Here is a 26,118-nt window from a genome sequence, read left to right as displayed (position 1 = left end):
GCCTCTTTTTGTTTAGGGGTTATACTTTCCAAATGCCGTCATACTGTCAAACCTTTTATCTACCTGAAAATGTCGTTACCGCAGCTTTCCCCCCAATTGCTCGACCAGCAGCCCGAGCTCCTACCCGATCACCGGAGACTTCTTGCATTGCCCGAAAAAATCATCCAGTTCGGCACAGGCGTACTTTTGCGCGGCTTGCCCGACTACTTTGTGAACAAAGCCAACGCACAGGGCATTTTCAACGGGCGGATCGTGGTCGTCAAATCCACCAGTACGGGGGGAACGGATGCGTTTTCCGAGCAGAGCAACATTTTTTCGCACAGCATCCGCGGCATCGAAGACGGAAATCAGGTCGACGACGCGGTGATCAACACCAGCATCAGCCGCACATTGGCAGCAGCCAGCGATTGGACCGCTATTCTGGAATGCGCACGCAATCAGGAGATTAACATTGTGATTTCAAATACGACGGAAGTTGGAATACAACTTACCGACGACGATATTTCCGCCAATCCGCCGGTGTCGTTTCCCGGTAAACTGACGGCCTACTTGCTCGAACGTTATCGGGCATTCAATGGCTCAGCCGAATCGGGGATGGTGATTGTGCCTACCGAGCTGATCGTGGGCAACGGCCCGAAGCTGAAAGCGATCGTACTCGAACAGGCCCGCCGCCACAATCCGGACGAAGGTTTTATCAGTTGGCTGGAAAACGACAACCATTTTTGCAGCTCGCTTGTGGACCGCATTGTGCCCGGCAAACCGGATGCCGAAACCATTGAAGCACTTTCTCAAAAACAAGGTTTCCGCGACGATTTGCTGATCGTTTCCGAAGTGTACCGCCTTTGGGCCATCGAAGGCGGCCAGCACGTGCGCGACGTCCTCAGCTTCGCACAGGCCGACAAGGGTGTGGTGATCGAACCTAACATTGATCTTTTCCGGGAATTGAAACTAAGGCTCCTGAATGGAACGCACACATTGGCTTCCGGCCTTGCCTACCTGCACGGACTGGACACGGTGCGTGAAGCGATGGAAAATGCAGAAACTGCACAATTTATCGAACGGGTAATGCTGAATGAGCTGGCGCCAGCCATTCCTTATAAAGTCGATCCGGCACAAGCACAGGAATTTGGTCGCCAGGTGCTCGACCGCTTCCGCAACCCGTTCATCCGCCATCAGCTGATTGACATTACGGTGCAATACACGGCCAAAATGAAAATGCGCAACATTCCGACGCTTTTGAACCATTATCAGCAATCGGAAGAAGTGCCGGCTTTATTCGCCAAAGGCTTTGCTGCATTCCTGCGGTTTATGAAGCCTGTTGTGCATAAAGACGGCGGATATTACGGCGAGCGCGACGGCCAGCCGTATTCAATCCGGTGCGATTCCGCGGCCTATTTTGATGAGAAGTGGAAAAATGCAGCCTCTCCGGTCGACCTGGCGCAACAGGTGCTGAGCGACGTATCGCTTTGGGATACCGACCTAACCCTTCTGCCGGGTTTTGCCGAAGCTGTAAAAGGCCACATGACGGAGCCCGTCGTTACAGGGACTTCCACGATTTAAGCTGATTCAGCAGCGCCAGCGCCGAAATCTCATCGGAACTGAAATAAATCTCATCCTCGTTTGTCTTGATCAGCAAGTAAGGGTGGGATTTTTTATTGATATACAACTTCACCACACGGCCGTCGTCGGTTTTGAAGGAACCTTTCGAAAAATTACCCCCCGAAAATCCATTGGCCCTGCTTGAAATGCTTGGGAGGCTGTCGGTAATGGTGAAGAATGTTACCTCCTTGCGGGGGATCTTCATGCCCGACGCGCCTCTGATTTCCAGCGCATTATCGGTCAGGAATATCTGACTGTCGCGCATTTCAGAAAAGAGCATGAAGCCTACGCCCACGCTCACCACCAACAAAATCGCCATGCCCACGTAAGTCCCTGCCCGTTGCCCGCTGGTGCCGGTATAAAACCGGTTGCCCATGGCCATCATATAGCCATAGCTGAGCAGCGGGTACATGATCAGGAAAACGGTGGCCCAATTGGGGCTGAAAACATTCAGCACCAGCACGCCGGTGATCAGGCTGATGGCGAGAAATATGTGAAAACGGCTGAAAAATTTGAGGTAAGCCTCAATGTCGAACTTGGCACGGTCGGCCTCGGACATCATGTTGTATCCCGAAAGCAGGTAACGCGCATTGCCGGGCGTCACAACAAATGCCAGTAAAAATGATATCGTCGAGAAAATCAGGGTAGCTATCAGCATAATCTTGTCACGGCTAATTGCCTTTTAAGTTACAAAATTATGCAGGAGAAAGTCAATTGGCATTCATTTTGGTAAAGCCTCCGCTTGCAATGCATTTTGAAGAAACGCTTTCAGGCGGTGAAGTGCTGGTCGGCTTCTCCACGCGCCTGAGCGATATTTTGGAATATTAATCAGCCGTTCGCGCGGAACTCCTTCACGAGCGCGATACTTTCTGCTACTTTCTGTTCGATCCAGGCATAATTGCCTTCCGAGATCGCTTCTTTCGGGAACAGGTTCGAGCCTAGCCCCACGGCATAAGCGCCTGCGTCAAACCATTCGTTAATGCTCTCCCGCGTGGGCTGCACGCCGCCGGTTACCATAATTTTAACGTTCGGCATTGGCCCGCGAATGGCCCTTACAAACTTGGAGCCCACCACTTCGCCCGGGAAAAGCTTTACCACTTCCGCACCGGCTTGCTGCGCATTGTAAATCTCAGTTAAGGTCGAAACGCCAGGAATCCAGGGGATACCGGCTTTCAAACAAGCTGCGCCTACGGCCGGGTTGAGGCAGGGCGTTACGATGAAATCCGTGCCGGCATCGATGAATTTTTGTGCGGTTTCCGCATCATAAATGGTGCCGATACCCATCGAAAGACCCGGCAGGCTTTCCTTTACATAAGCCAGAAGCTCCGTAAATACATTATAAGCATTGTCGCCGCGGTTGGTGAATTCGAATGCGCGTGCACCCCCGCGGTACGCCGCATTGATCACCTCTTTCGCGATTTCAATGTCGGCATGATAGAACAGCGGCAGCACGCCGACTTCGTTCAGTAATATCAATGTTGTTTCCTTATCCATAATAAAATGCCCGATGGCTGCTTAGCGTTTGATTCTACCCGATGTTTCTCCCTGGCGGATGGCTTCTACTTCATCGATCGTCGAGATCAATGCGTCGCCTTCGATGGTGTGCTTCAATGCAGAAGCAGCTACCCCGAATTCGAGCGCTTTTTGCTGGTCGTCGAAGGTAATGAGGCCGTGGATGAGGCCAGCGATGAATGCGTCGCCGCCACCTACGCGGTCGATGATCGGGTTGATCTCGATGTCATCCGTTTCGAGCAGCTCCTTGCCATTCCACAAAAATGCCCTCAGCAGGTTATGTGACGCGCTGATCGACGTTCTTTTCGTGTCCACCACCATTTTTACCTGCGGGAAAGCCTTCTGTAAATTGACGCACGATTCGACAAAATCGTTTCCATCGATGTCAAAAATCTCCTTGATATTGATACTGTTGGCAATCACGACGTCAGTTCCGGCTGTCAGCTCGGGAAGAATATCGGATGGCTTTTTGCCGTATTTCCACAAATTGGCGCGGTAGAATATATCGCCTGACACCGTAATGCCGAGTCTGCGGGCTGCCTTAATGCCGTCGAGCAATGCATCCGCAGCTTCCTGCGACAATGCCGGCGTAATGCCTGCCCAGTGAAACCATTTCGCGTCTTTCAGGATGTTATCCCAATCGAGCTCTTTCGGATCAATGGTCGCCAGGGATGAATTGGCGCGGTCGTACACGATCTGGCTGCCGCGCATGGCAGCGCCGGTTTCCAGGAAGTAAACGGCCATTCTCGGGCCTCCGAAAAGGATATGCGAGGTATCGACGCCATGGAAATGCAGGTACTGGGCCGCCGCACGTCCGATGGGCGAGTCGGGGAAACGGGTAACGTGCGCCGTGCTGTGTCCCCAATACGCCAGTGCAGTCGAAACGTTCGCTTCGCCGCCGGCATACGTTACATTCAATTGACGGGCTTGTTCAAAACGGGAAAAACCAGGAGTGGAAAGCCGCATGAGGACTTCCCCGAAGGATACTATCTGAGCCATATTTTAAACTAATGCCCGTTTGCCAAAGAATGAACTCTCTGACGGGCCATTGAAAGATGATTACGAGCCAAAATTAAGTATTAACATTAAAATAGCCCACAACAAAACTGTCTGGGCTATCCATTTATTAGCGTATTTAAATTCGGATTTTAATCAAAAGCCAAAATATTTGTTGGCATTGTTGTAACAAATACCTTCCACCATCTTGCCCAGCCACTGGATATCGTTCGGCAACTCGCCGTTTTCGACGTCCTGACCGATGAGGTTGCACAAAATGCGGCGGAAATATTCGTGGCGCGGATACGACAGGAAGCTGCGCGAATCGGTAAGCATGCCCACGAAACGGCTCAGCAAGCCCATATTCGACAATGCATTCATCTGCCGCTCCATGCCATCCTTCTGATCGAGGAACCACCAGCCGGAACCGAACTGCATTTTGCCTGCCACGGTGCCGTCGTTATAGTTGCCCGTCATCGTCGCCAGCACTTCATTATCGGCCGGGTTGAGGTTATACAAAATCGTTTTTGCGAGCTGGTCGGTCGAATCGAGTTTATTCAAAAACTTTGAAAGCGCCTGCGCCTGGCTGTAATCGCCGATGGAATCCCAGCCGGTATCCGGACCGAGTTCGCGGAGCATGCGCTCATTGTTGTTGCGCAATGCACCCAGGTGAAACTGCTGCGTCCAGCCTTTGGCGTGGTCCATTTTAGCCATTTCATACAACAGCACCGATTTGAATGCCAATGCCTGAGCAGCCGAAGGCTTTTCACCTCTTAATGCCGCTGCAAATGCCTCACGCGCCGCAGCTTCATCGAATTCCGCATAAATATGCTCCAAACCGTGATCCGACAAGCGGCCGCCCATAGAAGCAAAGAAATCATGACGGTTCTGAATCGCTGCGAGCAATGCCTCATAGCTGGTAATCTCGCCCGTGCCGGCTGCCTGCGCCAGTTTGGACAAATATTGCTTGAAATCATCCGGTGAATCGATGAGCAGCATGGCCTTATCCGGGCGGAATGTCGGCAGCACGCGGATGTCGAAACCGCTTTCGCTGATCGCGCTGTGGTAATTCAAAGCGTCCGTTGGATCATCCGTGGTGCAGATTACCTTCACGTTCATGCGGGTCAGCAGGCTTTTTACCGAATAATCGGGCTGGCGCAGCTTGGCCGAGCATTCTTCGTAGATCTCGCGGGCCGTATGTTTATTTAAAAGAATGTCAATGTCGAAATAGCGGAGCAATTCGAGGTGCGTCCAGTGATAGAGCGGATTTCGCATCGTGTACGGCACGGTAGCCGCCCATTGTTCGAACTTCTCCCAGTCGCTCGCGTCGCCGGTGCAATACCGCTCGTTGATCCCGTTCGCACGCATGGCCCGCCACTTGTAATGGTCGCCGTACAGCCATATTTGCGTCAGGTTTTCAAACTGCTTGTCTTCCGCGATCTGATCGGGCGGCAGGTGGCAGTGGTAATCGATGATCGGCATTTCCTTTGCATAATCATGGTAAAGGATACGCGCAGTTTCCGAACGGAGGAGGAAATCTTCGGAAATGAAGGTTTTTTGTACAGCGGGGCTAATCGTTTCCATTCTCTTTCTTGTTACAATCACAAACTTCTTTCAATCCCGTATTCGAGGCCGCGCAGCTCCGCAAGCCCGCGCAGGCGCCCAATGGCCGTATAACCCGGGTTGGTCCGCTTCGTAGCCGACAAATCGTCGAGCATACGGTGGCCATGATCAGGACGGAAAGGCATTCTCAAATCGGTTCTACCTTCATTTTCCCGCCTTTTCTGCTCCAACACCAAAGCACGCATCACACCGTACATATCCACGTCACCATCGAGGTGATCGGCTTCGTAAAAGCTGCCGTCGTGCTCGCGCTTGGTGGCGCGCAGGTGGATGAAATGAATGCGGCTACCCAGCCTGTCTACCATTCCGGCGAGGTCGTTATCCGGCCTTACGCCATAAGAACCCGTGCAGAAACAAATGCCGTTAGCCTGCTTGTCGTAGGCTTTCAGCAGCATTTCCGCGTCATTTTCGGTACTTACCACGCGCGGCAGGCCCAGGATCGGGTAAGGAGGATCGTCCGGATGGATTGCCAGCCTGATGCCCGCCTCTTCGGCTACCGGCCCGATAGCCTGGATAAACTGGTACAAATGCGTACGCAGTTCCAGATCGCCGATATGCTCGTAGGCTTTCAAAACCTGCCGGAATTGCTCCACCGTGAAGCTTTCCTCAGAACCGGGCAAACCCGCGATGATATTACGGACGAGTTTTTCCTTCTCTTGCTCCGACGCCGTGTCGAGCCAAATTTTCGCGGCCCGCTTCTGCTCGTCGGTGTACAGGTCGGCCGCCTCCGGCCTTTCTAACAGATAAAGATCAAATGCGGCGAACTGCGTTGCATCGAAACGCAGGCCGGTTGAACCATCGTGCATCGGCGCGTCCAGATCCGTGCGCGTCCAGTCCAGGACGGGCATGAAATTGTAGCAAACGGTGTCGATACCGCATTGCCCCAAGTTACGCAACGACTGCTGGTAGTTCAGTATATGTTTTTCAAAATCGCCGGAGCGCGTTTTGATCGATTCGTGCACAGGTACGCTTTCCACCACCGACCAGGTAAGGCCGGCGTCTTCGATCAGCTGCTTGCGCGCCTGAATTTCGGATACTTCCCAAACTTCGCCGTTGGGAATATGATGCAATGCGGTTACGATTCCCGTTGCCCCGGCCTGACGGATATCCTGCAACGAAACAGGATCGTTAGGGCCAAACCAACGCCAGGTTTGTTCTAATGCCATTTGTTTACTTCGGCTTTCGGCTGTCGGCAGTCGGCCTTTTTACTTCGGCTTTCAGCTTTCGGCCGTCGGCCTATTGTTTATACTTTTATTTATCAGATACTAGAACAGCCGACCGCCGATAGCCGACAGCCGAAGTCCCTATGCTACCAATCTATGCTCCGGCACGCGCTCGCGGAGGACTTTCAATGCGCGGCTCATTTGCGTTTCCACGGTTTTGACGGAGATTTCCAGACGCTCTGCGATGTCGCGGTAGCGGAGGCCTTCTTCGCGGCTGAGGCGGAAAATGAGCTGGCACTGGCGCGGCAATGCCTGGATACAGTCTTCTATATGCGAGTAAAATTCGTTGTACGACAGCTCCTCGGCGGGTGAAAAATGATCCGCGTGGCTCATATTCCACTGTACCGAATCCAGCGAATCCCGCTCATTCTGGCGATGGATACGCAGTTTCAGGTAATCGAGTGCCTGGTTACGCACAGCTCTGTAAATGTAAGCCTGAAATGAAGTATGCACCTCGATCTGCTCCCGATTTTTCCAAAGTTTTACAAATACATCGGATACCACTTCCTCCGCAATCTCGCGCGTCACGACCACACGCATGGCATAGTTGCACAGCGACCGGTAATGCCGGGTAAACAACTCGCGGAAGGCATTATAATCACCGTTAGTCACCACTCTGCCAAACAAGGTTTCCAGAATGCCCTTCTGAGAACAGGCCGATGGTAATGTACTGGTAAATGAGTTTGTCTCCATGTAAACTGAGCTAGGTTAATTATAGAAAATTTCCTGGAATTGTAGTGGTATTTAGCCCTCTGTCTTCGTCGATGATTTACCTAGTTTAAACACTCGCTCGTTGATACACAAAAATAAATCTTGAAAAAAAGCAATAAATTTACGCAACCGTTCCCGGAACCGTTCCCGTTCCCGCAATTTTTCCCGGAACTTTGTGCGAACATTGGTTACTTTATGCAACATTGAGCGCCTGGTGTATTTCCGGGATATTTTAGCAAGATTGTACTATTTCTATATAACCCTATGAAAAAGGTCTCTATCACGATCAAAGAGATTGCAAGGCAGCTCGGTATTTCCAAATCCACCGTTTCGCGGGCCCTGCGCGACAGCAGCGAAATAAGTGAAGAAACCAAGCAAAAGGTGATAGACCTGGCCGAGCAGCTCAATTATTACCCCAACCCGATCGCGATCAGCCTTTTGAAGAACCGCACGCAGACGATCGGCGTGATTGTGCCGGACATTGCCAATCGTTTTTATTCATCGGCCATCGGCGGCGTGGAGGATATTGCGTACAGCCGCGGCTATCACACGATGATTTACCAAAGCCACGAACTGCTCGAAAGGGAGCGTTCCGCGACGCGCCACATCGCATCCAGGCGGGTGGACGGCCTGGTAGTGGCGATTTCCAGCCAGTCGGAGAACATCGATCACTTTGCCTCCTTGCAGGAACAGGGCATTCCGGTGGTGTTTTTCGATCGAGTGAGCGACGCCATGCAAACGCACAAGGTGCGGGTGGACGATTATAAGGGCGCCTTCGATGCTACCGAGCATTTGATCAAGCGGGGCTGCCGGCGCATTGCGCACATTGCCGGGCCGCGGCCGGTGTCGATCACCCGGTTCCGTTTAGAAGGTTACAAGGATGCTTTAAGAAAATACGGCATCGAGTTTCAGGAAGAATGGGTACTGCACAGCGAGATTACCCAAGCGGGCGGAACCGAGCGGACTTACCAGCTAATGGCCCTCCGCGAGCGCCCCGACGCTATTTTCGGCGCGAGCGACCGTATTACCATGGGCATTCACTGGGCCCTGCGCCAGCTGGGCTACAAAATGCCCGACGACGTGGCCGTGGTGGGCTTCTGCGACCTGGCAATGTCGTCGCTTCTCGATCCGCCGGTGAGCTCCGTCACGCAGCCTTCATTTGAAATGGGACAGCAGGCTACTTCATTGCTGCTGGACCTGATAGAAAGCAAAAATACCCCGGCCGAATTCGAGACCAGGGTATTGCAATCTAATTTGGTAATCAACAAATCGTCGATGCGCGGGGCTAACGGGTAAGCGTCACCCGCTGAGGGTCAGCCCGTGAGCGTCACCCGCGGAAGGTCAGCCCGTGAGCGTCACCCGCTGAAGGTCAGCCCGTAATAGCTTTTAGTTTTCTTTCGAATTCGATGAGAATGCGTTCTTTCATCTGAACCTTGCGCTTCTGGATGTTGATGCGGCCTGCGGCTTGCTTGTCCAGTTCGGGATCGCCGGTAGCGGTGCGGTCAAATTCCAGCTGTGCGAATTCGAGGTCGCTTTTTTCACGCTTGGTAAGCCATTCGAGTTCGCGGTATTTGGTGCGAAGCTGCTCTTCCGGGCTTTTCAGGTCGAATGCAGGGTACTTGCGGCTGATCACGCGCGCCAGGTAGCTGAGTTCGAAAATCTTATCGCACACCATCCGGAACCGCTCTGCGAGCTCCTTATCGGCCAGTTTGAAAGGTATTTTGATTTCCTTCCATTTGCTCAGCAATGCTTTTGCTTCCTGCGACGCTTCGATAATATCCGGCGATTTCAGCAATGTTTCAGCCTGTGCCAGCAATTTCTGCTGTTCGAGGACACGCGGGTCTACACGCACCTTCGGCTCGATGCCCTTGGCCGCATTGTATTTGTCATAGAATAATTTCAGGAAGTGGCGATACGCTTTATTGACTTTGAAAAAGCGCTTAGGAGGAACTTCTCCAACGTTGTTCCAGGCATTGCGAACGTCCCTCGCTTTTTGATAAGCTTCGTCAAGATCCTTCGCATAGCTCAGCGTTTTCGTGATCTTGATCAGGCGTTCGTATTCCTCGATACGTTTCTGGTTGAGTTTGTTCTGCTCGTCGAAATAGTCGCGGCGGCGCTGGAAGAAATCGTCCAGGATTTGTTGAAATGTCGTTTCAATTTCTTCCTGATATTCTTTGTCCACCGGCCCGGTGCGGATCCATTTCGCTTTGATCTCCTGTATCTGGTCCGTTGCTGTGGCATAATCCGTAACAGCCGCGGCAACTTTCACATCCTCGATCAACGCACGTTTAATTTCCAGGTTTTTGAGCTGGTTAACTTCGATAAGGCCTTTGAGATACTCTTCTTTTTCTTCCAGCCTTTTCAAAAGTGGGACGAAATCACCCAAAGCGTCAAAACCTTTCAGCTTGCGTTGCAACTGGATCAGCTTGGTAAGATAAGAGCCTTTGTTAAGTGCTTCATCTATTTCTTGTTCCAGCTGTTCTACTTTGTTCAGGACAATGTTAAAACGATTCTTGAAATAGTCAATCGCTTCCTGTTCAGTCCTTTTTACTTCTCCAATTTGCCGGTCGGGGAAATCCAGATACCCCTTTAAAAATACTTTGCTGTCCTTAACGTAGCCGTATTCATCATTCAATGTGGCATTTTCCATTCTTTCAATTTTTTTTATCTGCTAAGTGTAGGGATATATAACGATATTTGTTACGCACAAATTAAACAAAAAATGAGTAACGAAACCATTATTTTCTCAATGTCGGGGGTTAACAAAATCATTCCCCCCAACAGACATATTATTAAAAACATTTATTTATCCTTTTTCTACGGTGCCAAAATCGGCGTACTGGGTCTGAACGGATCAGGTAAGTCGACACTCCTGCGCGTGATCGCCGGCATCGATAAAGACATTCAGGGTGAGGTGGTTTTCTCGCCCGGCTATTCGGTCGGGATGCTCGAACAGGAACCTAAACTCGATCCCAATAAGACAGTCCGCGAAGTTGTAGAAGAAGGTGTACAAGAAATCGTAAACCTATTGAAAGAATTCGACGAAATCAATGAAGCGTTCGGCGCCGAGGATGCAGATTTCGATAAATTATTGGAAAGACAAGGCGAAGTGCAGGAAAAACTCGACGCTTCGGACGCCTGGAATCTCGACAACCGGCTCGAAATCGCGATGGACGCGCTGCGCTGCCCGCCTTCGGATACATTGATCTCGACACTTTCCGGTGGAGAGAAACGCCGGGTCGCGTTGTGCCGCCTCCTGCTGCGCCAGCCCGACGTACTTTTGCTCGATGAGCCTACCAACCACCTCGACGCCGAGTCGGTACTGTGGCTCGAAGAGCATTTGAGACAATATAAAGGAACGGTGATCGCCGTAACGCACGACCGCTATTTCCTCGACAATGTAGCCGGCTGGATTCTCGAACTCGACCGCGGCGAGGGCATTCCGTGGAAAGGCAACTACACTTCGTGGCTCGAACAGAAGCAGGAGCGTTTGAAAAAAGAAGAAAAAACCGAGTCGAAACGCCAGAAAACGTTGCAGCGCGAGCTTGAATGGGTTCGTTTAGCGCCAAAGGCACGTCAGGCGAAATCCAAGGCGAGGTTGGGTGCTTACGAGAAATTGCTCAGCGAGGAAGCGCGCGAAAAGGAGGAAAAACTGGAAATCTTCATTCCTTCAGGCCCACGCCTCGGGAACAAGGTCATTGAAGCGCACAATGTGTCGATGGGCTTCGGCGACCGGCTGCTTTACGAAAACCTCAGCTTCGCATTGCCGCCGAACGGCATTGTAGGCATTATCGGGCCAAACGGTGCGGGTAAAACCACCTTATTTAAACTCATTACTGGCCAGCTCAAACCGCTGACGGGCCATTTCGAAGTAGGTGAGACCGTGCAACTCGCCTATGTAGACCAGGAGCATGACAACCTCGACGCGAACAAAACCGTGTACCAAAGCGTATCCGACGGCAACGACTGGATCATGCTCGGGGGCAAGCAGGCAAACGCGCGTGCATATGTGAGCCGGTTCAACTTCGGCGGCGGCGACCAGGAGAAGAAGGTAGGCACGCTGTCGGGCGGGGAGCGCAACCGCGTGCACCTGGCCATGACGTTGAAAGAAGGCGGCAACCTGCTCCTGCTTGATGAGCCGACCAACGATTTGGACGTAAACACGCTCCGTGCATTGGAAGAGGGTCTTGAAAACTTCGCAGGCTGTGCGGTGATCATCTCCCACGACCGCTGGTTCCTCGACCGCGTCGCGACGCACATTCTCGCATTCGAAGGCGATTCACAGGTTTACTGGTTCGAAGGTAACTTCTCGGAATATGAAGAGAACCGCCGCAAACGCCTGGGCACCGACGCAACTCCGACGCGGATTAAATATAAAAAGCTCGCGTAGTCTCATAATAGGGTTAGCTTTAAGCGCTCATCTACAAGGATGAGCGCTTTTTTTGTGACTTGTTGTAGAATTTATTTACAGTTTTCTTGGAATGTAGTTTTAATATTTTACCTTGCCTCGAAGTTACATACCATCCTTTATCAAGTTAACATTACAAAATACTTTTATAAAATGGCCTTTCTGGGTCAAGACTAGAATTCCTCTTCTACTTACATCTTTATCCGCCCAGGGAAATTAGGGACAACTGTGTTTTTCACCAGCCACAGGATACTCCATAAACTTCTATATGCATTATAGAAAAGTTTGTAGTAGCCCCATAAAACCGATAAACCTGTAACGCCTACTGAACCAAAAAACATTTATGTACTTCGAACGCCCGCTGCTTTCATCCATTCAACCACGTCTACTAAACATTCTGCTCTTTCTTTCGCTGCTATTGTGCAGGCCGGATTCACTGCTGGCTCAGCGCGAACTGATCCTGAACACCACCGGCTACGGCTTCGACAGGACGGCCCCGAACGGTATCAATCCGGAGCAATGGCAGTACATCCTCCGGTTTGCAAACCTGAAATACAACGGAAAAGATGCCAGCCCTACGGCGATCCGGCTGCACGTGCAATGGGAGCATTATGAGCCCACGCCCGGCAATTACCAGCGGACGAAGATGGCACAGGCCGTGAAAGCCATCCTGGACCTGAACCCGAACATGAAAGTGGCGCTGCATTTCTCGTACCTGCGTCCCGGCTACTGGAACGACAGCTTCCTGGCTACGGCCGACATTGCACAGATTTCCACCGGCTCACTTATGCAGGATGCGATTGCGCATACATACCCTTCCGTTTACTCCGAATATGCCACCGGGCGTTTCCTGGCGTTCGTAGACGACGCCCTGGCACAGGTGCAGAATTACTCTTCCCGGATTTTGTATGTGGCAATGGGCAACAACGGTTCCGAAGAGTTTTATATGCCTAACAAGACTATCAATTGGATGAATTACGCCGGAATGTATGAGGCTAAGGCCTTGCAGGCATGGCGCTCGAAATTCCTGCCATTACGGTTTCCCGGCCAAAGCCACGCTACCTGGGGCCGTAACTCCTACCCCATCGCCAATGCACCGCAGCCTAGCGATGGCAACTATAACTCGGAAATAGGCCGCGATCTGCACCGCTTTGCCGGATGGGGCTTGCTGAAACTATTTAAGGGCTTTTACAGCACCGTCAAAAATCGAAGCTCGTCCATTAAAGTACTCCATTTTATATCCGATTTCGGCTCCGTGCAGGGGAACAACTGGCATTTGCACAGCAGTACATTGCTGCTTGCCCTGGAATTGTCGGACGGCATTTACCACACCGACGGTACCAACCAATGGGACCTTTGGAAGAAAATCATGGGAATAGACGTGCTCAAAGGCACTTATCCCAACAAAATAGCCGGCGTAGAATTCGACCCGATCGACCTTGCGCAGCCCGACGGCGGTTCAGGGATCAATGGCGGCATTCCCTACGAGTGGTTCCCGAGGGCCTACAAGCATGGCGCCGAATATGTGCACATTGCCATGCATTATAACGATATCGAAATGCACCAGCTCGCGCCCACGCTGGCGTTGTGCCGCGAGCAATATGTGACGCCCTCATACCAGCCGCCGGCACGTGCGGAGGCCGTGAATGTCAACATTTTCCCCAACGTATTTACAGGCAACTTCCTGTTTTCAACCTGGCACCAGATCGGCGGCGAGAACTTCGGGCAAACCGACTTGCACCCGAAATCGATCCGGATGACCGACGACGGCTACTGGGAAAATGTGTGGGAAACAGAGAATTATTTACCCTGCACATTTGATATCAACGTGAACACATCGAATGGCAAGCCGGTTGTGGGCACGTCGGTAACGCTGAGCGTCAACTGCTCGGGCCCGGAATGTAACTCCGCGAGCTATGTGTGGAGCGGCGAAGGTGTGTACAACAGGACGGGCAATGCAATCACATTCACCGCGCCCGACACACCTGGCGATTTCACATATACCGCCAAATCGACGCGCAGCGGTTGTATGCCGAAAACCAACTCGCTCGTATTGCCCGTCACGCGCTCATTGCCTGTAAAACTGATCAGCTTCACTGCCACCAAAGTAGAAAAACGCGCATTGTTGGGCTGGTCGACGTCGGAAGAGGTCAATAGCGAAAAATTCGAGATCGAGCGGAGTGCAGACGGCAAAAAATGGACGACCATCGGAGCACTTTCTGCCGCCGGAGATGTGCTCAATACCGTCACGAAATACACTTTCAACGACGAAAACCCAATGCCCGGCGAAAATCTGTACCGCCTCAAAATGATCGACCGCGACCAGACATTTGCATACAGCCGCATGGCAAGCCTTCACTTCGAATCAGCACTGGCGGTGACCGTTTACCCTAATCCGGCAAGTGAGAAAGTGACCATTTCGGCGAAGGATTGGGCAAATGTGAAGTCGGTAAAGATATTCAACCAGGCCGGTAACGTGGTATACAGCTCGGATAAGCCGCAGCCGGACATTAACATTCAGTCGCTGGCCTCCGGCGCTTATGTGATCGGTGTGCTGCGGGGCGATGGTGCGCAGGAAAATGTGAAGTTCGTGAAGGGTGCCGGTAAATAGGGCACCCGCGGGATTTGCCCAAAGATCAATTCTTACTAACTTTCGAACGGAATCAGTTTTTAGAATTGTCAATGAGTCAATCTTCATCTTTGCATAAAATACATTTCATTTCGATTGGTGGCGCCGTGATGCACAATCTGGCCATCGAATTACATTTAAAAGGATTCCTTGTGACGGGATCGGACGACGAAATCTACGAGCCTTCGTCGAGCCGGCTGGCGCAATACGACCTGCTTCCGCCCGTCACCGGCTGGTTTCCCGATAAAATAACGACCGACCTCGACGCGGTGATCCTGGGCATGCACGCCCGCCAGGACAATCCCGAGCTTGCAAAGGCGAAAGAACTCGGCATTAAGGTGTATTCCTACCCCGAGTATATTTTCGAACAAAGCCAGAACAAGCAACGCGTCGTGATCGCTGGCAGCCATGGAAAAACGACCATTACTTCCATGGTTTTGCATGTTTTGAAATACAATAAAAGAAACTTCAACTACCTGGTAGGTGCTCAGATCGAAGGCTTCGATAACATGGTGAAGCTCTCGGAGAATGCTCCGCTCATCGTGATTGAAGGCGACGAATATTTTACATCACCGATTGACCCGACACCCAAATTCATCCATTACCAACCGCATATCGCCCTCATCAGCGGCATTGCATGGGACCATTTCAATGTCTTCCCAACCTGGGAATCGTACGTAAAGCAATTTGAACTGCTGGCCGATTCGCTTCCGAAAGCCGGCGCGATCATTTTTGACGAAACGGACGATATGCTGGATGTGATCGGGCAAAAAGGCCGTCCGGATGTTGCCAGCACGCCTTACAATGTGCATCCGCATCGCATTGAGGACAATAAAACGATACTGATCACCGCCGAGCAGGGCGAAGTTCCGGTACTCGTGTTCGGCAGCCACAACATGAAAAACATCAGCGGCGCGCGGGAAGTGTGCGAGCGGCTGGGCGTGACCGACGAAGAGTTTTACCAGGCAATCCGTACTTTCAAAGGCGCGTCCAAACGGCTTGAACTGCTCGGTTCGAATGAGACGGTGAACGTTTACCGCGATTTTGCCCATGCACCTTCCAAAGTGGAAGCGACTACCAGCGCATTGAAAGAGCAGTTTCCGGAAAGAACGCTCGTAGCCTGTGCCGAACTGCACACGTTCAGCAGCCTTAACAAAGGCTTCCTTTCGCAATACCGCCGTAAACTGAAATCCGCCGACATCGCGGTCGTTTATTTCAACCCCGTGACCCTCGAACACAAGCGGCTCGAAGGACTGACCGAAGAAGACATCAGGACGGCATTCAAACGCGACGACCTGAAAGTATTCACGGATTCGGCCGAGCTCGCTGCATTTTTAAAATCACTAACCTGGAAAGACGCCAACCTGCTGCTGATGAGCTCGGGTACATTCGGCGATCTGGACCTGAAAAATCTGGCGGCGGAAGTACTGTCCTGACGGTCGGCTGCCTTAAAACATATATTGCTGATCCAATGCATTCCATAGTTGTATACTGCGGTTCAAATCCGGGTAAGAAAGCGCTGTATGCCGAAGCTGCCTATGCAATAGGCAAGGCACTGGCGGAGCGCAACATCAAGCTGATCTACGGCGGCGGTAATCTGGGCCTGATGGGCCGCGTGGCCGACGGCGCCATGGACCAGGGAGGGTTTGTCACCGGCATTATCCCCAATTTTCTGGCCAAGCTGGAAGTGGCGCACAAGACGCTGTCCGAGCTACATTTCGTTGAAACCATGCATGAGCGGAAGGCCAAAATGGTGTCGATGTCCGACGGCGTGATCGCATTACCCGGCGGCTACGGCACATTGGACGAGCTTTTCGAGATCCTGACCTGGGCACAGCTCCGCATTTTCCACGGCCCGGTGGGACTTTTGAACGTCAACGGGTTTTACGATCTTTTGCTTTTGCAACTCGATAAGATGGTTGAAGAAGGCTTCCTGCGGCCCGATACGCGTCAGCTGCTGGTCGTTTCGGATGAACCTGCCGCACTCCTCGCAAAAATGGAGGCCTACCGTTTGCAAAACGCGGAAAATAAGCCGCTGGACGGGTCGTTGTATGTAGATAAAAACTAGCCATCCTGTCAGAACAATGCGTGCTTTCTGCCTTTTAGCCTTGACTGTCGTTTCCTCCTACTGTGCCCACGCACAATTGGAAAACCTCGGAAAATCGATCAATACCGAATACAACGAGATCAGCCCGATCATTTCGCCCGACGGTAAAACGATCTACTTCTCGCGCGTAAGCCATCCGCAGAACACGCACGGCCCGAAAGGCAGCCAGGATATCTGGTTTTCTGAGCTGAAAAGCGATAAATGGACGCCCGCACGCAGGCTGCCCGCACCACTTAACAAGGAGGATTACAATAGCCTTTACAGCATCACACCCGACGGCAACACCTTGCTGATCAAGGGTTCCTACAAAAACGGCACCTACGAGACACGCGGCTTTTCCACCAGTAAAAAAACGGCAAGGGGCTGGTCGGCGCCGAATAAGCTGGACATTCCAGGTTATACCAAACTCAGCAAGGGCCAGTTCGACTGCGGCTATCTGTCGAATGACGGAAAAGTGCTGGTCATGTCATTCAGCGAGAAGAAAAACAGCAAAGTGGATGACCTCTACGTCAGTTTCAAGCAAAAAGACGGTTCCTGGTCCAAACCGATGAATCTCGGCGCGGAGATCAATACGGAAGATTTTACCGAAACGACCCCTTTTCTTGCCCCGGACGGCGTAACGCTGTACTTTTCCAGCGACCGCAAAGGCGGCCAGGGAAGCAATGACATTTATTACAGTAAGCGCATTGACAAGTCATGGAAAAGATGGAGCCGACCCGTAAACCTCGGCCCGGCCATCAATACCGATGGTTATGACGCCTATTACACGATTTCTGCCCTCGGCGACTTCGCGTACATGGTCTCTTTTAAAGACACCGAGGGCAAAGGCGACATTGTCCGGTACAATCTTCAACCCAAACCTGCGCCTGCCGATTCGGCGGTTGAAGCGCCCGTGGCCGTTGTTCCGCCATCCGACCCCGTCGTGATGATCAGCGGCAAGGTCATCGATTCCAAAACCAATAAGCCGGTAGAGGCGACGATTATTTACGAAGACCTGACAACCGGTGAAGAAGTGGGAACGGCGACCACCAACCCAACCACCGGAGAGTACAAACTCGTGCTTCCTTATGGCCAGAAGTACAGTATGCGCGCCGTAGCGCCCAATTTCATAGCCGAGGGCGAGAACATCGACCTTACCGACTCGACCGGGAAAGAGAAGAGCTTCAAGGAAATAGCCAATAAGTCGCTCAAACTGATCCCGATCGAAGAAGGCCAGATCGTACGGCTCAACAACATCTTCTTTGCCACCGGGAAGGCCACGCTTCGGGAAGAATCATTCCCCGAACTGAACCGTATTGCCATTTCAATGACCGAAAACAAGACATTGGCCATTGAGCTCGGCGGGCACACGGATAACACCGGTAGCGCGGAGTTTAACGTCAACCTATCGCAGGAGCGTGCAGACACCGTTCGCGAGTACCTCATCGGGAAAGGCATTGAGCCGGATCGCATCGCCAGCAAGGGTTATGGCGAAACCAAGCCTGTCGCCACGAACGACACGCCCGAAGGACAGCAACAAAACCGTCGCGTGGAATTCAAGATATTGAAGAAATAGGCGCCAGCGGCTCTTCGCTGTTTCGCCGTTTCGCGGCTTTCATCCCAAACAATACCCGCAGAACATTACTCCTTCTGATCAGAAAGTGATAGGTCCCGAGGCAAATCGCAAATGTGGCGACGCTGAGGTACACGAACTTCACAAACCAATGCACGGAAGCAGTGATCAGCGGATAAGCCAGGCAAATAATGACCGTCTGATGCAGAATGTAGAATGGGTACACCGCCTCATTGGCATATCGCAGGAACGGGTTCGTGAATTGCAGGTACGTGTAGCCATACCCGAAAATGCATAGCAGGATACACCACGCATTCGTCGTTTTGATCAGGTCATAGACTATCCATTCCATTGCGCTCATGTCGCGCTCGGCAGTCCAGTAAAACACGTAGAGTACGATCGTGAGCGGGAGCCATATTCCGAGTGCAAGGCGTCGGTATTTCTGCAATGTTTCCCAGAAACGCATTTGCGTACAAAGCACAAAACCGGTGATAAAAAGCGTGAAATCATGAAAATGTTCATTCCAATCCCTGATCAGGTTGTGCGTCGTAGGAAATTTCTCACTTAGCAAGATACTCCCGCCGGCATGCCAGAGCACAGGCACGGCGATTAATGCCCAGGGATTTGAGAAAAATGCAGCTACACGGCGCATAAAGCCGGTGCTTCGGCGCAGCCACACCAGCAACGGCAATGCCAGCAGCGAGTAGCAGAAAATATAAACGAGGTACCACAAATGGTGCCAGCTGAAACTGCCCTGCGGATACGGCTCGAATTGAAAAACAGTTTTGTAAAACTCACCATAGCCGTAAGTTTCTCCCTGGGTAAGTCGTTCGAAAAAGATCTGCGGCGGCACGATGACGATCATCCCGAAAACGAGTGGTAGGAAAATCCGGACGAACCGCTCCTTCAAAAAAGCAGCCGGTCGGCGATTCCCCAGCGCGAAGTATACACCGGCACCCGAAATCATGAACAAAAGCGCCATGCGCCACTGGCTGCTGAACCGCATGGGCCATTCAACGGCGCGCGTGAGCACGTCGTTTTTGATATGCCAATCCCAGTGATTGAAGAACATTCCTACGTGGTAGAAGATCAGGATAGCAAATGCGGTTACACGCAGCCAGTCGAGGTCGTAGCGGCGAAGGTGGGTTGGATGAAATTGGTCGGACTTTGTTTCCATGGCAAACAGATTTGAGTGATGCCCAAAACTAATGTGCTGAAAAAGGTCAAAACGACCGTTCTGATCCGTTCGACGTACTTCCCTATAAGTCAGAACTTCTGAATCGCCTGTTTTTTGCGGTATTCGGAGGGCGTCAGGCCCGAGATTTTGCGGAAGGCAGTATTAAAAGCGGATTTGGAATTGTAACCGACCATCTGCCCGATCTCTTCAATTTTGAGATATGCATGAGCCTCATCACCCAGCAGCCGTTGCGCTTCCTGAATGCGATAAGTGGCGATCAGGTCGAAAAAACTCTGCTTCAACTCTTCATTGAGTATCTGCGACAAATGGTGCGTAGACACGCCAAGCCGTTTCGACAGCGCCGGTAGTGAAAATCCGGGGTCCAGAAATGGCCTTTCAGCGAGCATGATCGCTTCCAGCTTGCCCAGCGTCGTGGATTGAATCTCGGGTGTCAATGATGATTTTTCATACTTCCTCGCCGTCCGTTCCGCCGGTTGTTGAAAGAAAAGCGACTTTCTTAACACTGTAAAGCTCGTAATGTAGATAATCAGCGAGATGAATGCAGCAATGATGTGATCGCCCAAATCGTGCCGAAAAGAAATGCGGACGACGAAAAATACAATCACCAGGAACACCAGTTGCAGGAACATATCCCTGAACCACGAAAGCGAGCTCTTTTCACCGGTGAAAAATGACACTCGCCGTTCGCGGAAAGCTCTCACCAGAAACACAAGACCAGCTATATTGTAAATGAGCATGCTCACGAATGTAAGGTCGTTGATGTGCCATTTTGGGTAAAACATCCATTCGCTGCCGTAGGGTGTAGCAGGCAGACGCGCTATTTCCGGATGAAAAGAGCCGATATTGGCATTGTACTTAAAGGCAAGCCCTTGCGGATACACGAGCACGCACATGTACACGAAGTAGATCAGCGTGGGAAGGAAATGCAGCCAGGCCCGCCTGTCATCCCGCTGGCTAACACCCACTTTGACATATAGAAACGCCGCCGGTGCCATCAGCAGGTTCAGCGGCTCGCTGAAATCCACCAGCCAGAGAACCTGAAACATGTAATTCGTATAGCCGAGCCACACATCGCTGATAATCAGTGACATTCCCAGAAGCAGGATACCCAGATAGAGGTTCGACCGGTTACTACCCTTCGTATGCGAAAGAAAGACATACGCCAATATCAACCCCTGGACACATCCGAGCAGCATAAACAGCGAAAAAAGGTCGGTACGGATTGGCGGTGAAGCTGGGATCATGTGATTACATCTCGGATTTCAAATATACGAAATCGGGAATGCAATTTTAGGCTAACAGGTTTCTGGAAACCGGCGCTTAATACAAGACGATCAAAAAGATAAATACCACCAGCCAAAGAGCGCCGGTGAAGTGCCAGTATCGCGTAAAAAGTCTGATTCTGAGCCGATTTGGCGGGTTAACACTGTAAACGAAAGAGTCAACATAACTTCTGTTCCTGACCGCCTTCCGGAAAAGGAAACCGAGATATAGCACGCCGCCGATCATGTGGAGCAAATGCAGGCCGGTGAGCAGGTAAATAAAGCCTTCGGAGGTATTGATGCCGCTAAAAACGCCCGAATTGACCATTTCCATCCATCCGCCTGCTTGCAGCATCATGAATATGGTGCCAAGCAGCAGGGTAGCGCCGAGGAATACCCGGTAGTGAAGGAAGCGTTCGTTAGTAAAAGCGAGGTTGGCTTCGTGCAGTGTAATGCTGCTGAACAGAATGACCAGCGTACTCAGCCAGAACATGTCTGGCAAGGCCACCAGATGTGAGGTTTCGTGATGCGCACGCAGCAGGAAAGTGATGAAGATGGAAGTAAACAACAGCGAACTGCCGGCAACGCCCAACCAAAGCATAAAGCCAAGCGGCTCACGGCGTTTGGTGAATGGGTTTTCGGTTTGTCTGGTTGTATGCTTCGGACTCATCTTCCGTTCATTGATATCTTCAAAAAGCGCAATTCAAGGTGAATATAACGACTAATTCACTCCTTACTGCATGTCTGATATGTTAAATTTACCTAAGGAACCCTTGCCAAAGGCGAAAATCAGGGAAATGCTGTTTCACATTCTGTTCCTCCTTGAAAATCCCGAACAACGTAGAACCTGAACCGCTCATTGCTGCATATTCCGCTCCGAGGTCGTATAATTTATCCTTTGTGTCAGCCAAAAGAGGATATTTTTGAAATAACGTTGCTTCGAAATCGTTGCGCACGTGATCTTTCCATCCGGTTATCGGCCCGCTCAATATAGTACGCAAATCGCCGGTGCTTCGTTTCGCGACCACGCCCGAATATGCTTCTACGGTAGAAATATGGATGCCCGGGTTTACCAGCGCAATCCACTTCCCGGAGATATTAATGTCGATTGCATCAAACTCATCTCCTTTTCCGAAGCAATACATGGGTTTGTTCCGGATAAAAAAAGCACAATCGCTTCCGATGCGCCGTGCATATTCCTCCTGCTCCCCGACTGAAATGTTCAGATTGAACAACTGGTTCAAAGCCTTGATCGCAAATGCGGCATCGGCAGACCCGCCGCCCAATCCGGCACCGATGGGCACTGTTTTCAACAAATGTATTTTAACGGGAGGCAGATGGTAATCACTCCTCAGCATTTCATATGCCTTGATGCAAAGGTTGTCGCTCGCATTACCGGGGATCGCTATTCCATCCGCGTGAAATGAAAACTGTTCCGCCTGGGTGATTTCCAGTGCATCCGACCAGCCTACCGGGTAAAAACAGGATTCGATATTATGGAAACCGTCCGGACGTTTTTCGACAATATTTAAACCGATATTGATCTTGGCATTAGGGAATACTAACATTGCTACGTCAATTGCGGCACCGATGGCTCACTGTTCCCAGCGCCATTCCTGGCCGATAATCAATTCTTCTTTCAATCCCTGCGATATCAGGTATTCGCGGGTTTTCTGATCCGACAACTTTTTTACCGCAAGGTTTTCCGCGTTCGAAAGCGCGTACAGGTACATGGATGCGATACGCACCGTATTTTCAAGTTGGTCTTTATTTACCAAACTGAAATCATCACAATCCGCGTGGTAACATTGCAAAACGGTAGGCTCGAGGTAGCCCGACAGACCGGCGATCGGAACGCCTTCCAGCATGAATGGCTGATGATCGCTATGCAACCCGGCCCGGTTGTTGGTTTCATTCTTGTATTCGTTATCGACGGACTGAATCGCCTGCCCGACCGACGCAAAAAACTCCATCATTTCATCCCGTCCAAAGGTGTTGGCACCTCTGGGATCGTTCGTCATGTCGAGGTTCATCATGTAGGATACCTTGTCGATACCGCCTGACTTTTTCAGCTCGTTCACAAAATGCTTCGAACCGAGCAATCCCTGCTCCTCGCCCATGAACAACACAAACTGGATGGTGCGCTCCGGCTTAACTTTCAATGCTCTGAATGCCCGGGCAATGTCCATAACCGCAAACGACCCGATTCCGTTATCAATGGCTCCCGTGGAAAGGTCCCACGAGTCGAGGTGTCCCCCGATAATTACTTTTTCGTCGGTTTTACCTTTCAAAGTAGCAATGACATTGCGTGCCCTGATCGGCTTGGAATTATTGTGCATATCAATATGCGCTTCCAGCGGCCCTTCATCCGTGATCCATTTACGGATCTCGATGCCGCTCTCATTGGAAATGCAAACCGCCGGAATAGATATGATAGCACCAGTGACTGAGGCGGTTCCTGTAAGCAAAATCTTGCCCGGCGCCCCGTTTACCATGATCATCCCCTTTGCGCCATACTTGATCGCCAGCGCCGTTTTCTCCGAACGGTGCAGGTTCTTTTTGCCTGCTGCTCCCACCAGATTGATGTTAGCCATCGCAATCTTTCCCTTCACCTTCTCTTTCAGGGCCAGAAAATCCTCTTCCAATCCATTGCCAACGTCGACGATCTCACCCTGCAAGTTTGATTCAACGGGAGAATGCGCCAGCGATACAACAGGCACATCGCGAAAATTATCGCTGCTCCCGGGTGCAATCGACAATGTAACGGTGTCGCGCATCCACGCTTCCACCTCGAACGGCTGGTATACCACATCGGTGAAGCCGTAGCTTTTCAGCAACTTAAAAGCGTATTCTTCCGCTTTTTCTCCGTTTGCGCTTCCGGTGAGCCGGTGTCCTATGGTTTTGGTCGCATCACCCAGTGTTGCATACGCCTTACTGTTTTGCCTGATTTCCCGATCCAGACGAGAGAACTGCTTCTCCCACTTTTTATCGGCCGGGCGAAACTCTGAAAACAACAAAAACAGCCCACCAATAAGAACGACTTGCACAACTTTCTTCATAATTCCCGATAAAGGATGTCAGCAACTTGAAATTTTACTCAAATATCGCATAGATATTTGACCTCTTGCAAGATAAACACAAAGGAGACCCTAAAATCAGCCCTTTAGTTTCATCGCGTCATTAATATACTCAATTTCCTGACTGATATCATATCGTTTCCCAGCACCGGTTCGCTCGAATTTTTGTTAAGTGTAAAAATTACACTTAATGCGCTTCTTTTCTTAAACTTATTTGAACATTTTTGTATTTTTTAGCACTTATATTTAAAGATTGAAGCACGTTAAATCAAAATAATCATATTTAGCAATGTATTTCCTTGGATTCGATTTAGGCAGTTCGTCTGTTAAAGCTTGTTTGATTCACGCAGACACCGGGGCAGTAGCCGCCTCCGCGTTCTATCCTGAAAGGGAAATGACCATTGCGGCACCAAAGCCCGGGTTTGCCGAGCAGCAGCCCCAGATGTGGTGGGAAAATGCATGTCTCGCCTCTCAGGCAGTCATTAAAAAAGCGAACGTCTCACCCGAGGAAGTCGGTGCTATCGGGATCTCATACCAAATGCACGGGCTCGTGGTCGTGGACGAAAACCTGAATGTCCTCCGCCCATCCATCATCTGGTGCGACAGCCGCGCCGTTGAAGTGGGTAACCGGGCAATGGATGCGCTGGGCGAAGAATATGTACTGCCTCACCTGCTCAACTCACCCGGCAACTTCACCGCTTCCAAACTGGGCTGGGTAAAGGAAAATGAGCCCGAAGTGTATGCCAAAGTGCACAAATTCATGCTTCCCGGCGACTACCTCGCTGCCCGCATGACCAGCGAAGTGGTTACCACGCCATCCGGTTTATCCGAAGGCATCTTTTGGGACTTCGTCAACCAGCGTCCCGCGGATTTCCTCTTCGACCATTTCGGGTTCGACCAGAGCATCCTGCCTGATGTTCTTCCGACCTTCGCAGAGCAAGGAAAAGTTACCGCCGCCGCCGCTGCAGAACTCGGGCTTCGCGTGGGAATTCCTGTCACTTACCGCGCCGGTGATCAACCTAATAATGCGTTTTCTCTCAATGTCCTCGAACCAGGAGAGGTTGCTGCCACAGCAGGAACGTCAGGTGTTGTGTACGGTGTTAGCGACCAGATCAAATTTGACCCAAAATCCCGGGTAAATACATTCCTGCACGTCAACCCGATTGCTTCTTCGGCGCGGTATGGCGTACTGTTGTGCGTAAACGGAACGGGCAGTTTGAACGGCTGGTTGCGTAATGCATTGTTCCAGGGTAACATATCCTATCCCGAAATGAATACGCTTGCGGCCCAGGCACCTGTCGGGTCGGACGGGCTGTTCTGCCTTCCTTTCGGCAACGGTGCCGAGCGGATGCTCGAAAACCAGGACCCAGGGAACACATTCAAAGGACTTCAGTTCAGCCGCCATGGCCTGAGCCATTTCACGCGCGCGTCACAGGAGGGCATCGTGTTCGCATTGTACTACGGCATGGAGATCATGGAAACGGTTGGAGTTTCCCTTAAAAACATCCGCGCCGGCGAAGCGAACATGTTCCTGAGCCCTGTTTTCAGGGAAACGTTTGCCAATGTTTCCGGTGCCACCGTGGAACTTTACAATACCGATGGGGCACAGGGCGCTGCGCGTGCAGCCGGGTTCGGATTAGGTTATTATAAAAACCGCAGCGAGGCCTTTACAGGACTTACCGCACTCCGAACCATCGAGCCGGACGCAAACCTGGCCCAGGCTACACGGGATGCCTATGGCGCCTGGAAAGCCAGTCTCGAAAAGAACCTCTAATAATAAGCCGGGCCTCATGCAAATTCAGGCTTGAGGCCCGATACTATTTGCGCCGTCATACTGCCTCTTCCTGCTTTTTCAGGATTTCCTCCACCTTAAACGCGGTTACCTCTGTACGCCGGACTGTACGGTTATCCTTATCTACATATTGCCGGTAGGTCAGCCGGCCTTCGACTGAGATCATTTTCCCGGTCGTTAAAAAAGCCTCGCAACGCTCCGCCAGCTCCCGCCATATCACCACATGGTGCCATACGGTGTTTTTGATCTCCTCATTATTCTTGTTCACATAACCTTCGTCCGTCGCGAGTGAAAAGGAAAGCATTTTGCCGCCCTCGAATTCTTTGACGTGGATCTCGCGCCCCACAGTTCCGATTAGTTTTACCGAATTCATAATAATCCTGTTTAGATGATGAATAATGCTCGCCGGAATTGCTGTTAGCGACCCGA

Annotated in this window: 21 protein-coding genes; 8 read left to right on the top strand and 13 right to left on the bottom strand. The window is 51.3% G+C overall.

The features are described from left to right. Positions 1–69: 69 nt before the first annotated feature. A complete protein-coding gene (locus DFER_RS20540; protein ID WP_015813574.1) occupies positions 70–1,560 on the top strand; it encodes a tagaturonate reductase in 1,491 nt (496 codons plus the stop codon). Here the strand turns inward: DFER_RS20540 and DFER_RS20535 are convergent. The 6 genes from DFER_RS20535 to DFER_RS20510 form a co-directional block, all read right to left on the bottom strand. After that, positions 1,538–2,257, bottom strand: coding sequence for a DUF3784 domain-containing protein (locus DFER_RS20535; RefSeq protein ID WP_015813573.1), 720 nt, complete (start codon positions 2,255–2,257; stop codon positions 1,538–1,540). The genes DFER_RS20540 and DFER_RS20535 overlap by 23 nt on opposite strands. Positions 2,258–2,427: 170 nt before the next feature. Continuing rightward, positions 2,428–3,093 carry a bifunctional 4-hydroxy-2-oxoglutarate aldolase/2-dehydro-3-deoxy-phosphogluconate aldolase gene (locus DFER_RS20530; protein ID WP_015813572.1) on the bottom strand — a complete coding sequence of 222 codons (666 nt, stop codon included), beginning with the start codon at positions 3,091–3,093 and terminating at the stop codon, positions 2,428–2,430. Between the two features lie 21 nt (positions 3,094–3,114). Further along, complete coding sequence (locus DFER_RS20525) at positions 3,115–4,110, bottom strand: sugar kinase (protein ID WP_015813571.1); 996 nt, start codon at positions 4,108–4,110, stop codon at positions 3,115–3,117. A gap of 153 nt (positions 4,111–4,263) precedes the next feature. Continuing rightward, positions 4,264–5,691 carry a glucuronate isomerase gene (gene uxaC / locus DFER_RS20520; RefSeq protein WP_015813570.1) on the bottom strand — a complete coding sequence of 476 codons (1,428 nt, stop codon included), beginning with the start codon at positions 5,689–5,691 and terminating at the stop codon, positions 4,264–4,266. Between the two features lie 17 nt (positions 5,692–5,708). Beyond that, positions 5,709–6,896 (bottom strand): mannonate dehydratase, encoded by a 1,188-nt coding sequence (uxuA, locus tag DFER_RS20515; RefSeq protein WP_015813569.1) that lies wholly within the window; start codon positions 6,894–6,896, stop codon positions 5,709–5,711. Between the two features lie 138 nt (positions 6,897–7,034). Next, on the bottom strand, positions 7,035–7,646 hold the full coding sequence (locus DFER_RS20510) for an RNA polymerase sigma-70 factor (RefSeq protein WP_015813568.1): 612 nt from the start codon (positions 7,644–7,646) through the stop codon (positions 7,035–7,037). A 282-nt stretch (positions 7,647–7,928) separates the two neighbouring features. Between DFER_RS20510 and DFER_RS20505 the strand changes: the two genes are divergently transcribed. Next, positions 7,929–8,960 carry a LacI family DNA-binding transcriptional regulator gene (locus DFER_RS20505; protein ID WP_015813567.1) on the top strand — a complete coding sequence of 344 codons (1,032 nt, stop codon included), beginning with the start codon at positions 7,929–7,931 and terminating at the stop codon, positions 8,958–8,960. A gap of 73 nt (positions 8,961–9,033) precedes the next feature. Here the strand turns inward: DFER_RS20505 and DFER_RS20500 are convergent, their stop codons facing one another. Next, a complete protein-coding gene (locus tag DFER_RS20500) occupies positions 9,034–10,314 on the bottom strand; it encodes a DUF349 domain-containing protein (RefSeq protein WP_015813566.1) in 1,281 nt (426 codons plus the stop codon). A 72-nt stretch (positions 10,315–10,386) separates the two neighbouring features. Here DFER_RS20500 and ettA point away from each other — a divergent pair, with 72 nt between their 5' ends. The 5 genes from ettA to DFER_RS20475 all read left to right on the top strand — a co-directional run bounded on the left by ettA (position 10,387) and on the right by DFER_RS20475 (position 18,363). Next, positions 10,387–12,054 (top strand): energy-dependent translational throttle protein EttA, encoded by a 1,668-nt coding sequence (gene ettA / locus DFER_RS20495; protein ID WP_015813565.1) that lies wholly within the window; start codon positions 10,387–10,389, stop codon positions 12,052–12,054. A gap of 361 nt (positions 12,055–12,415) precedes the next feature. Continuing rightward, positions 12,416–14,683: a T9SS type A sorting domain-containing protein gene (locus DFER_RS20490; protein ID WP_015813564.1), complete on the top strand. Its 2,268-nt coding sequence runs from the start codon at positions 12,416–12,418 to the stop codon at positions 14,681–14,683. Between the two features lie 128 nt (positions 14,684–14,811). Next, on the top strand, positions 14,812–16,137 hold the full coding sequence (locus tag DFER_RS20485) for a UDP-N-acetylmuramate--L-alanine ligase (protein WP_050774768.1): 1,326 nt from the start codon (positions 14,812–14,814) through the stop codon (positions 16,135–16,137). A gap of 35 nt (positions 16,138–16,172) precedes the next feature. Next, positions 16,173–16,769, top strand: a complete 597-nt coding sequence (locus DFER_RS20480) for an LOG family protein (protein WP_015813562.1) — start codon at positions 16,173–16,175, stop codon at positions 16,767–16,769. A gap of 16 nt (positions 16,770–16,785) precedes the next feature. Continuing rightward, the gene (locus DFER_RS20475; RefSeq protein WP_015813561.1) at positions 16,786–18,363 is read left to right on the top strand and encodes an OmpA family protein; all 1,578 of its coding nucleotides are present in this window, start codon (positions 16,786–16,788) and stop codon (positions 18,361–18,363) included. On the opposite strand, the gene DFER_RS20470 is transcribed toward DFER_RS20475, so the two are convergent. From DFER_RS20470 to DFER_RS20450, 5 genes are all read right to left on the bottom strand, one after another. Beyond that, positions 18,344–19,537 carry an acyltransferase family protein gene (locus DFER_RS20470; protein WP_015813560.1) on the bottom strand — a complete coding sequence of 398 codons (1,194 nt, stop codon included), beginning with the start codon at positions 19,535–19,537 and terminating at the stop codon, positions 18,344–18,346. The two genes, DFER_RS20475 and DFER_RS20470, sit on opposite strands and share 20 nt — an antisense overlap. A gap of 89 nt (positions 19,538–19,626) precedes the next feature. After that, a complete protein-coding gene (locus DFER_RS20465) occupies positions 19,627–20,802 on the bottom strand; it encodes a helix-turn-helix domain-containing protein (protein WP_229206068.1) in 1,176 nt (391 codons plus the stop codon). A gap of 76 nt (positions 20,803–20,878) precedes the next feature. Continuing rightward, positions 20,879–21,490 (bottom strand): cytochrome c oxidase subunit 3, encoded by a 612-nt coding sequence (locus tag DFER_RS20460; RefSeq protein ID WP_015813558.1) that lies wholly within the window; start codon positions 21,488–21,490, stop codon positions 20,879–20,881. 88 nt (positions 21,491–21,578) lie between these two features. Next, on the bottom strand, positions 21,579–22,388 hold the full coding sequence (gene ispE, locus DFER_RS20455) for a 4-(cytidine 5'-diphospho)-2-C-methyl-D-erythritol kinase (protein ID WP_015813557.1): 810 nt from the start codon (positions 22,386–22,388) through the stop codon (positions 21,579–21,581). A gap of 27 nt (positions 22,389–22,415) precedes the next feature. Further along, the gene (locus DFER_RS20450) at positions 22,416–23,879 is read right to left on the bottom strand and encodes a M28 family peptidase (protein ID WP_015813556.1); all 1,464 of its coding nucleotides are present in this window, start codon (positions 23,877–23,879) and stop codon (positions 22,416–22,418) included. A gap of 307 nt (positions 23,880–24,186) precedes the next feature. Between DFER_RS20450 and DFER_RS20445 the strand changes: the two genes are divergently transcribed. Further along, on the top strand, positions 24,187–25,671 hold the full coding sequence (locus tag DFER_RS20445; RefSeq protein ID WP_015813555.1) for a xylulokinase: 1,485 nt from the start codon (positions 24,187–24,189) through the stop codon (positions 25,669–25,671). A gap of 55 nt (positions 25,672–25,726) precedes the next feature. Here the strand turns inward: DFER_RS20445 and DFER_RS20440 are convergent, their stop codons facing one another. After that, complete coding sequence (locus tag DFER_RS20440; protein WP_015813554.1) at positions 25,727–26,062, bottom strand: single-stranded DNA-binding protein; 336 nt, start codon at positions 26,060–26,062, stop codon at positions 25,727–25,729. Between the last annotated feature and the right edge of the window lie 56 nt (positions 26,063–26,118).

It is taken from the genome of Dyadobacter fermentans DSM 18053, assembly GCF_000023125.1.
GTDB classification, from domain to species: domain Bacteria; phylum Bacteroidota; class Bacteroidia; order Cytophagales; family Spirosomataceae; genus Dyadobacter; species Dyadobacter fermentans.
Note: the sequence above shows the minus strand (reverse complement) of the source record. Positions and strands in the feature narration are given on the sequence as shown.

Bases quoted from the DNA above. Each gene is read 5' to 3' on its own strand.
- DFER_RS20440 (WP_015813554.1), bottom strand. From the start codon at position 26,062: ATGAATTCGGTAAAACTAATCGGAACTGTGGGGCGCGAGATCCACGTC.
- DFER_RS20445 (WP_015813555.1), top strand. From the start codon at position 24,187: ATGTATTTCCTTGGATTCGATTTAGGCAGTTCGTCTGTTAAAGCTTGT.
- DFER_RS20500 (WP_015813566.1), bottom strand. From the start codon at position 10,314: ATGGAAAATGCCACATTGAATGATGAATACGGCTACGTTAAGGACAGC.
- uxaC (WP_015813570.1), bottom strand. From the start codon at position 5,691: ATGGAAACGATTAGCCCCGCTGTACAAAAAACCTTCATTTCCGAAGAT.
- DFER_RS20480 (WP_015813562.1), top strand. From the start codon at position 16,173: ATGCATTCCATAGTTGTATACTGCGGTTCAAATCCGGGTAAGAAAGCG.
- ettA (WP_015813565.1), top strand. From the start codon at position 10,387: ATGAGTAACGAAACCATTATTTTCTCAATGTCGGGGGTTAACAAAATC.
- DFER_RS20450 (WP_015813556.1), bottom strand. From the start codon at position 23,879: ATGAAGAAAGTTGTGCAAGTCGTTCTTATTGGTGGGCTGTTTTTGTTG.
- DFER_RS20505 (WP_015813567.1), top strand. From the start codon at position 7,929: ATGAAAAAGGTCTCTATCACGATCAAAGAGATTGCAAGGCAGCTCGGT.
- DFER_RS20510 (WP_015813568.1), bottom strand. From the start codon at position 7,646: ATGGAGACAAACTCATTTACCAGTACATTACCATCGGCCTGTTCTCAG.
- DFER_RS20475 (WP_015813561.1), top strand. From the start codon at position 16,786: ATGCGTGCTTTCTGCCTTTTAGCCTTGACTGTCGTTTCCTCCTACTGT.
- DFER_RS20530 (WP_015813572.1), bottom strand. From the start codon at position 3,093: ATGGATAAGGAAACAACATTGATATTACTGAACGAAGTCGGCGTGCTG.
- DFER_RS20470 (WP_015813560.1), bottom strand. From the start codon at position 19,537: ATGGAAACAAAGTCCGACCAATTTCATCCAACCCACCTTCGCCGCTAC.
- DFER_RS20465 (WP_229206068.1), bottom strand. From the start codon at position 20,802: ATGATCCCAGCTTCACCGCCAATCCGTACCGACCTTTTTTCGCTGTTT.
- ispE (WP_015813557.1), bottom strand. From the start codon at position 22,388: ATGTTAGTATTCCCTAATGCCAAGATCAATATCGGTTTAAATATTGTC.
- DFER_RS20485 (WP_050774768.1), top strand. From the start codon at position 14,812: ATGCACAATCTGGCCATCGAATTACATTTAAAAGGATTCCTTGTGACG.
- DFER_RS20525 (WP_015813571.1), bottom strand. From the start codon at position 4,110: ATGGCTCAGATAGTATCCTTCGGGGAAGTCCTCATGCGGCTTTCCACT.
- DFER_RS20540 (WP_015813574.1), top strand. From the start codon at position 70: ATGTCGTTACCGCAGCTTTCCCCCCAATTGCTCGACCAGCAGCCCGAG.
- DFER_RS20460 (WP_015813558.1), bottom strand. From the start codon at position 21,490: ATGAGTCCGAAGCATACAACCAGACAAACCGAAAACCCATTCACCAAA.
- DFER_RS20535 (WP_015813573.1), bottom strand. From the start codon at position 2,257: ATGCTGATAGCTACCCTGATTTTCTCGACGATATCATTTTTACTGGCA.
- uxuA (WP_015813569.1), bottom strand. From the start codon at position 6,896: ATGGCATTAGAACAAACCTGGCGTTGGTTTGGCCCTAACGATCCTGTT.
- DFER_RS20490 (WP_015813564.1), top strand. From the start codon at position 12,416: ATGTACTTCGAACGCCCGCTGCTTTCATCCATTCAACCACGTCTACTA.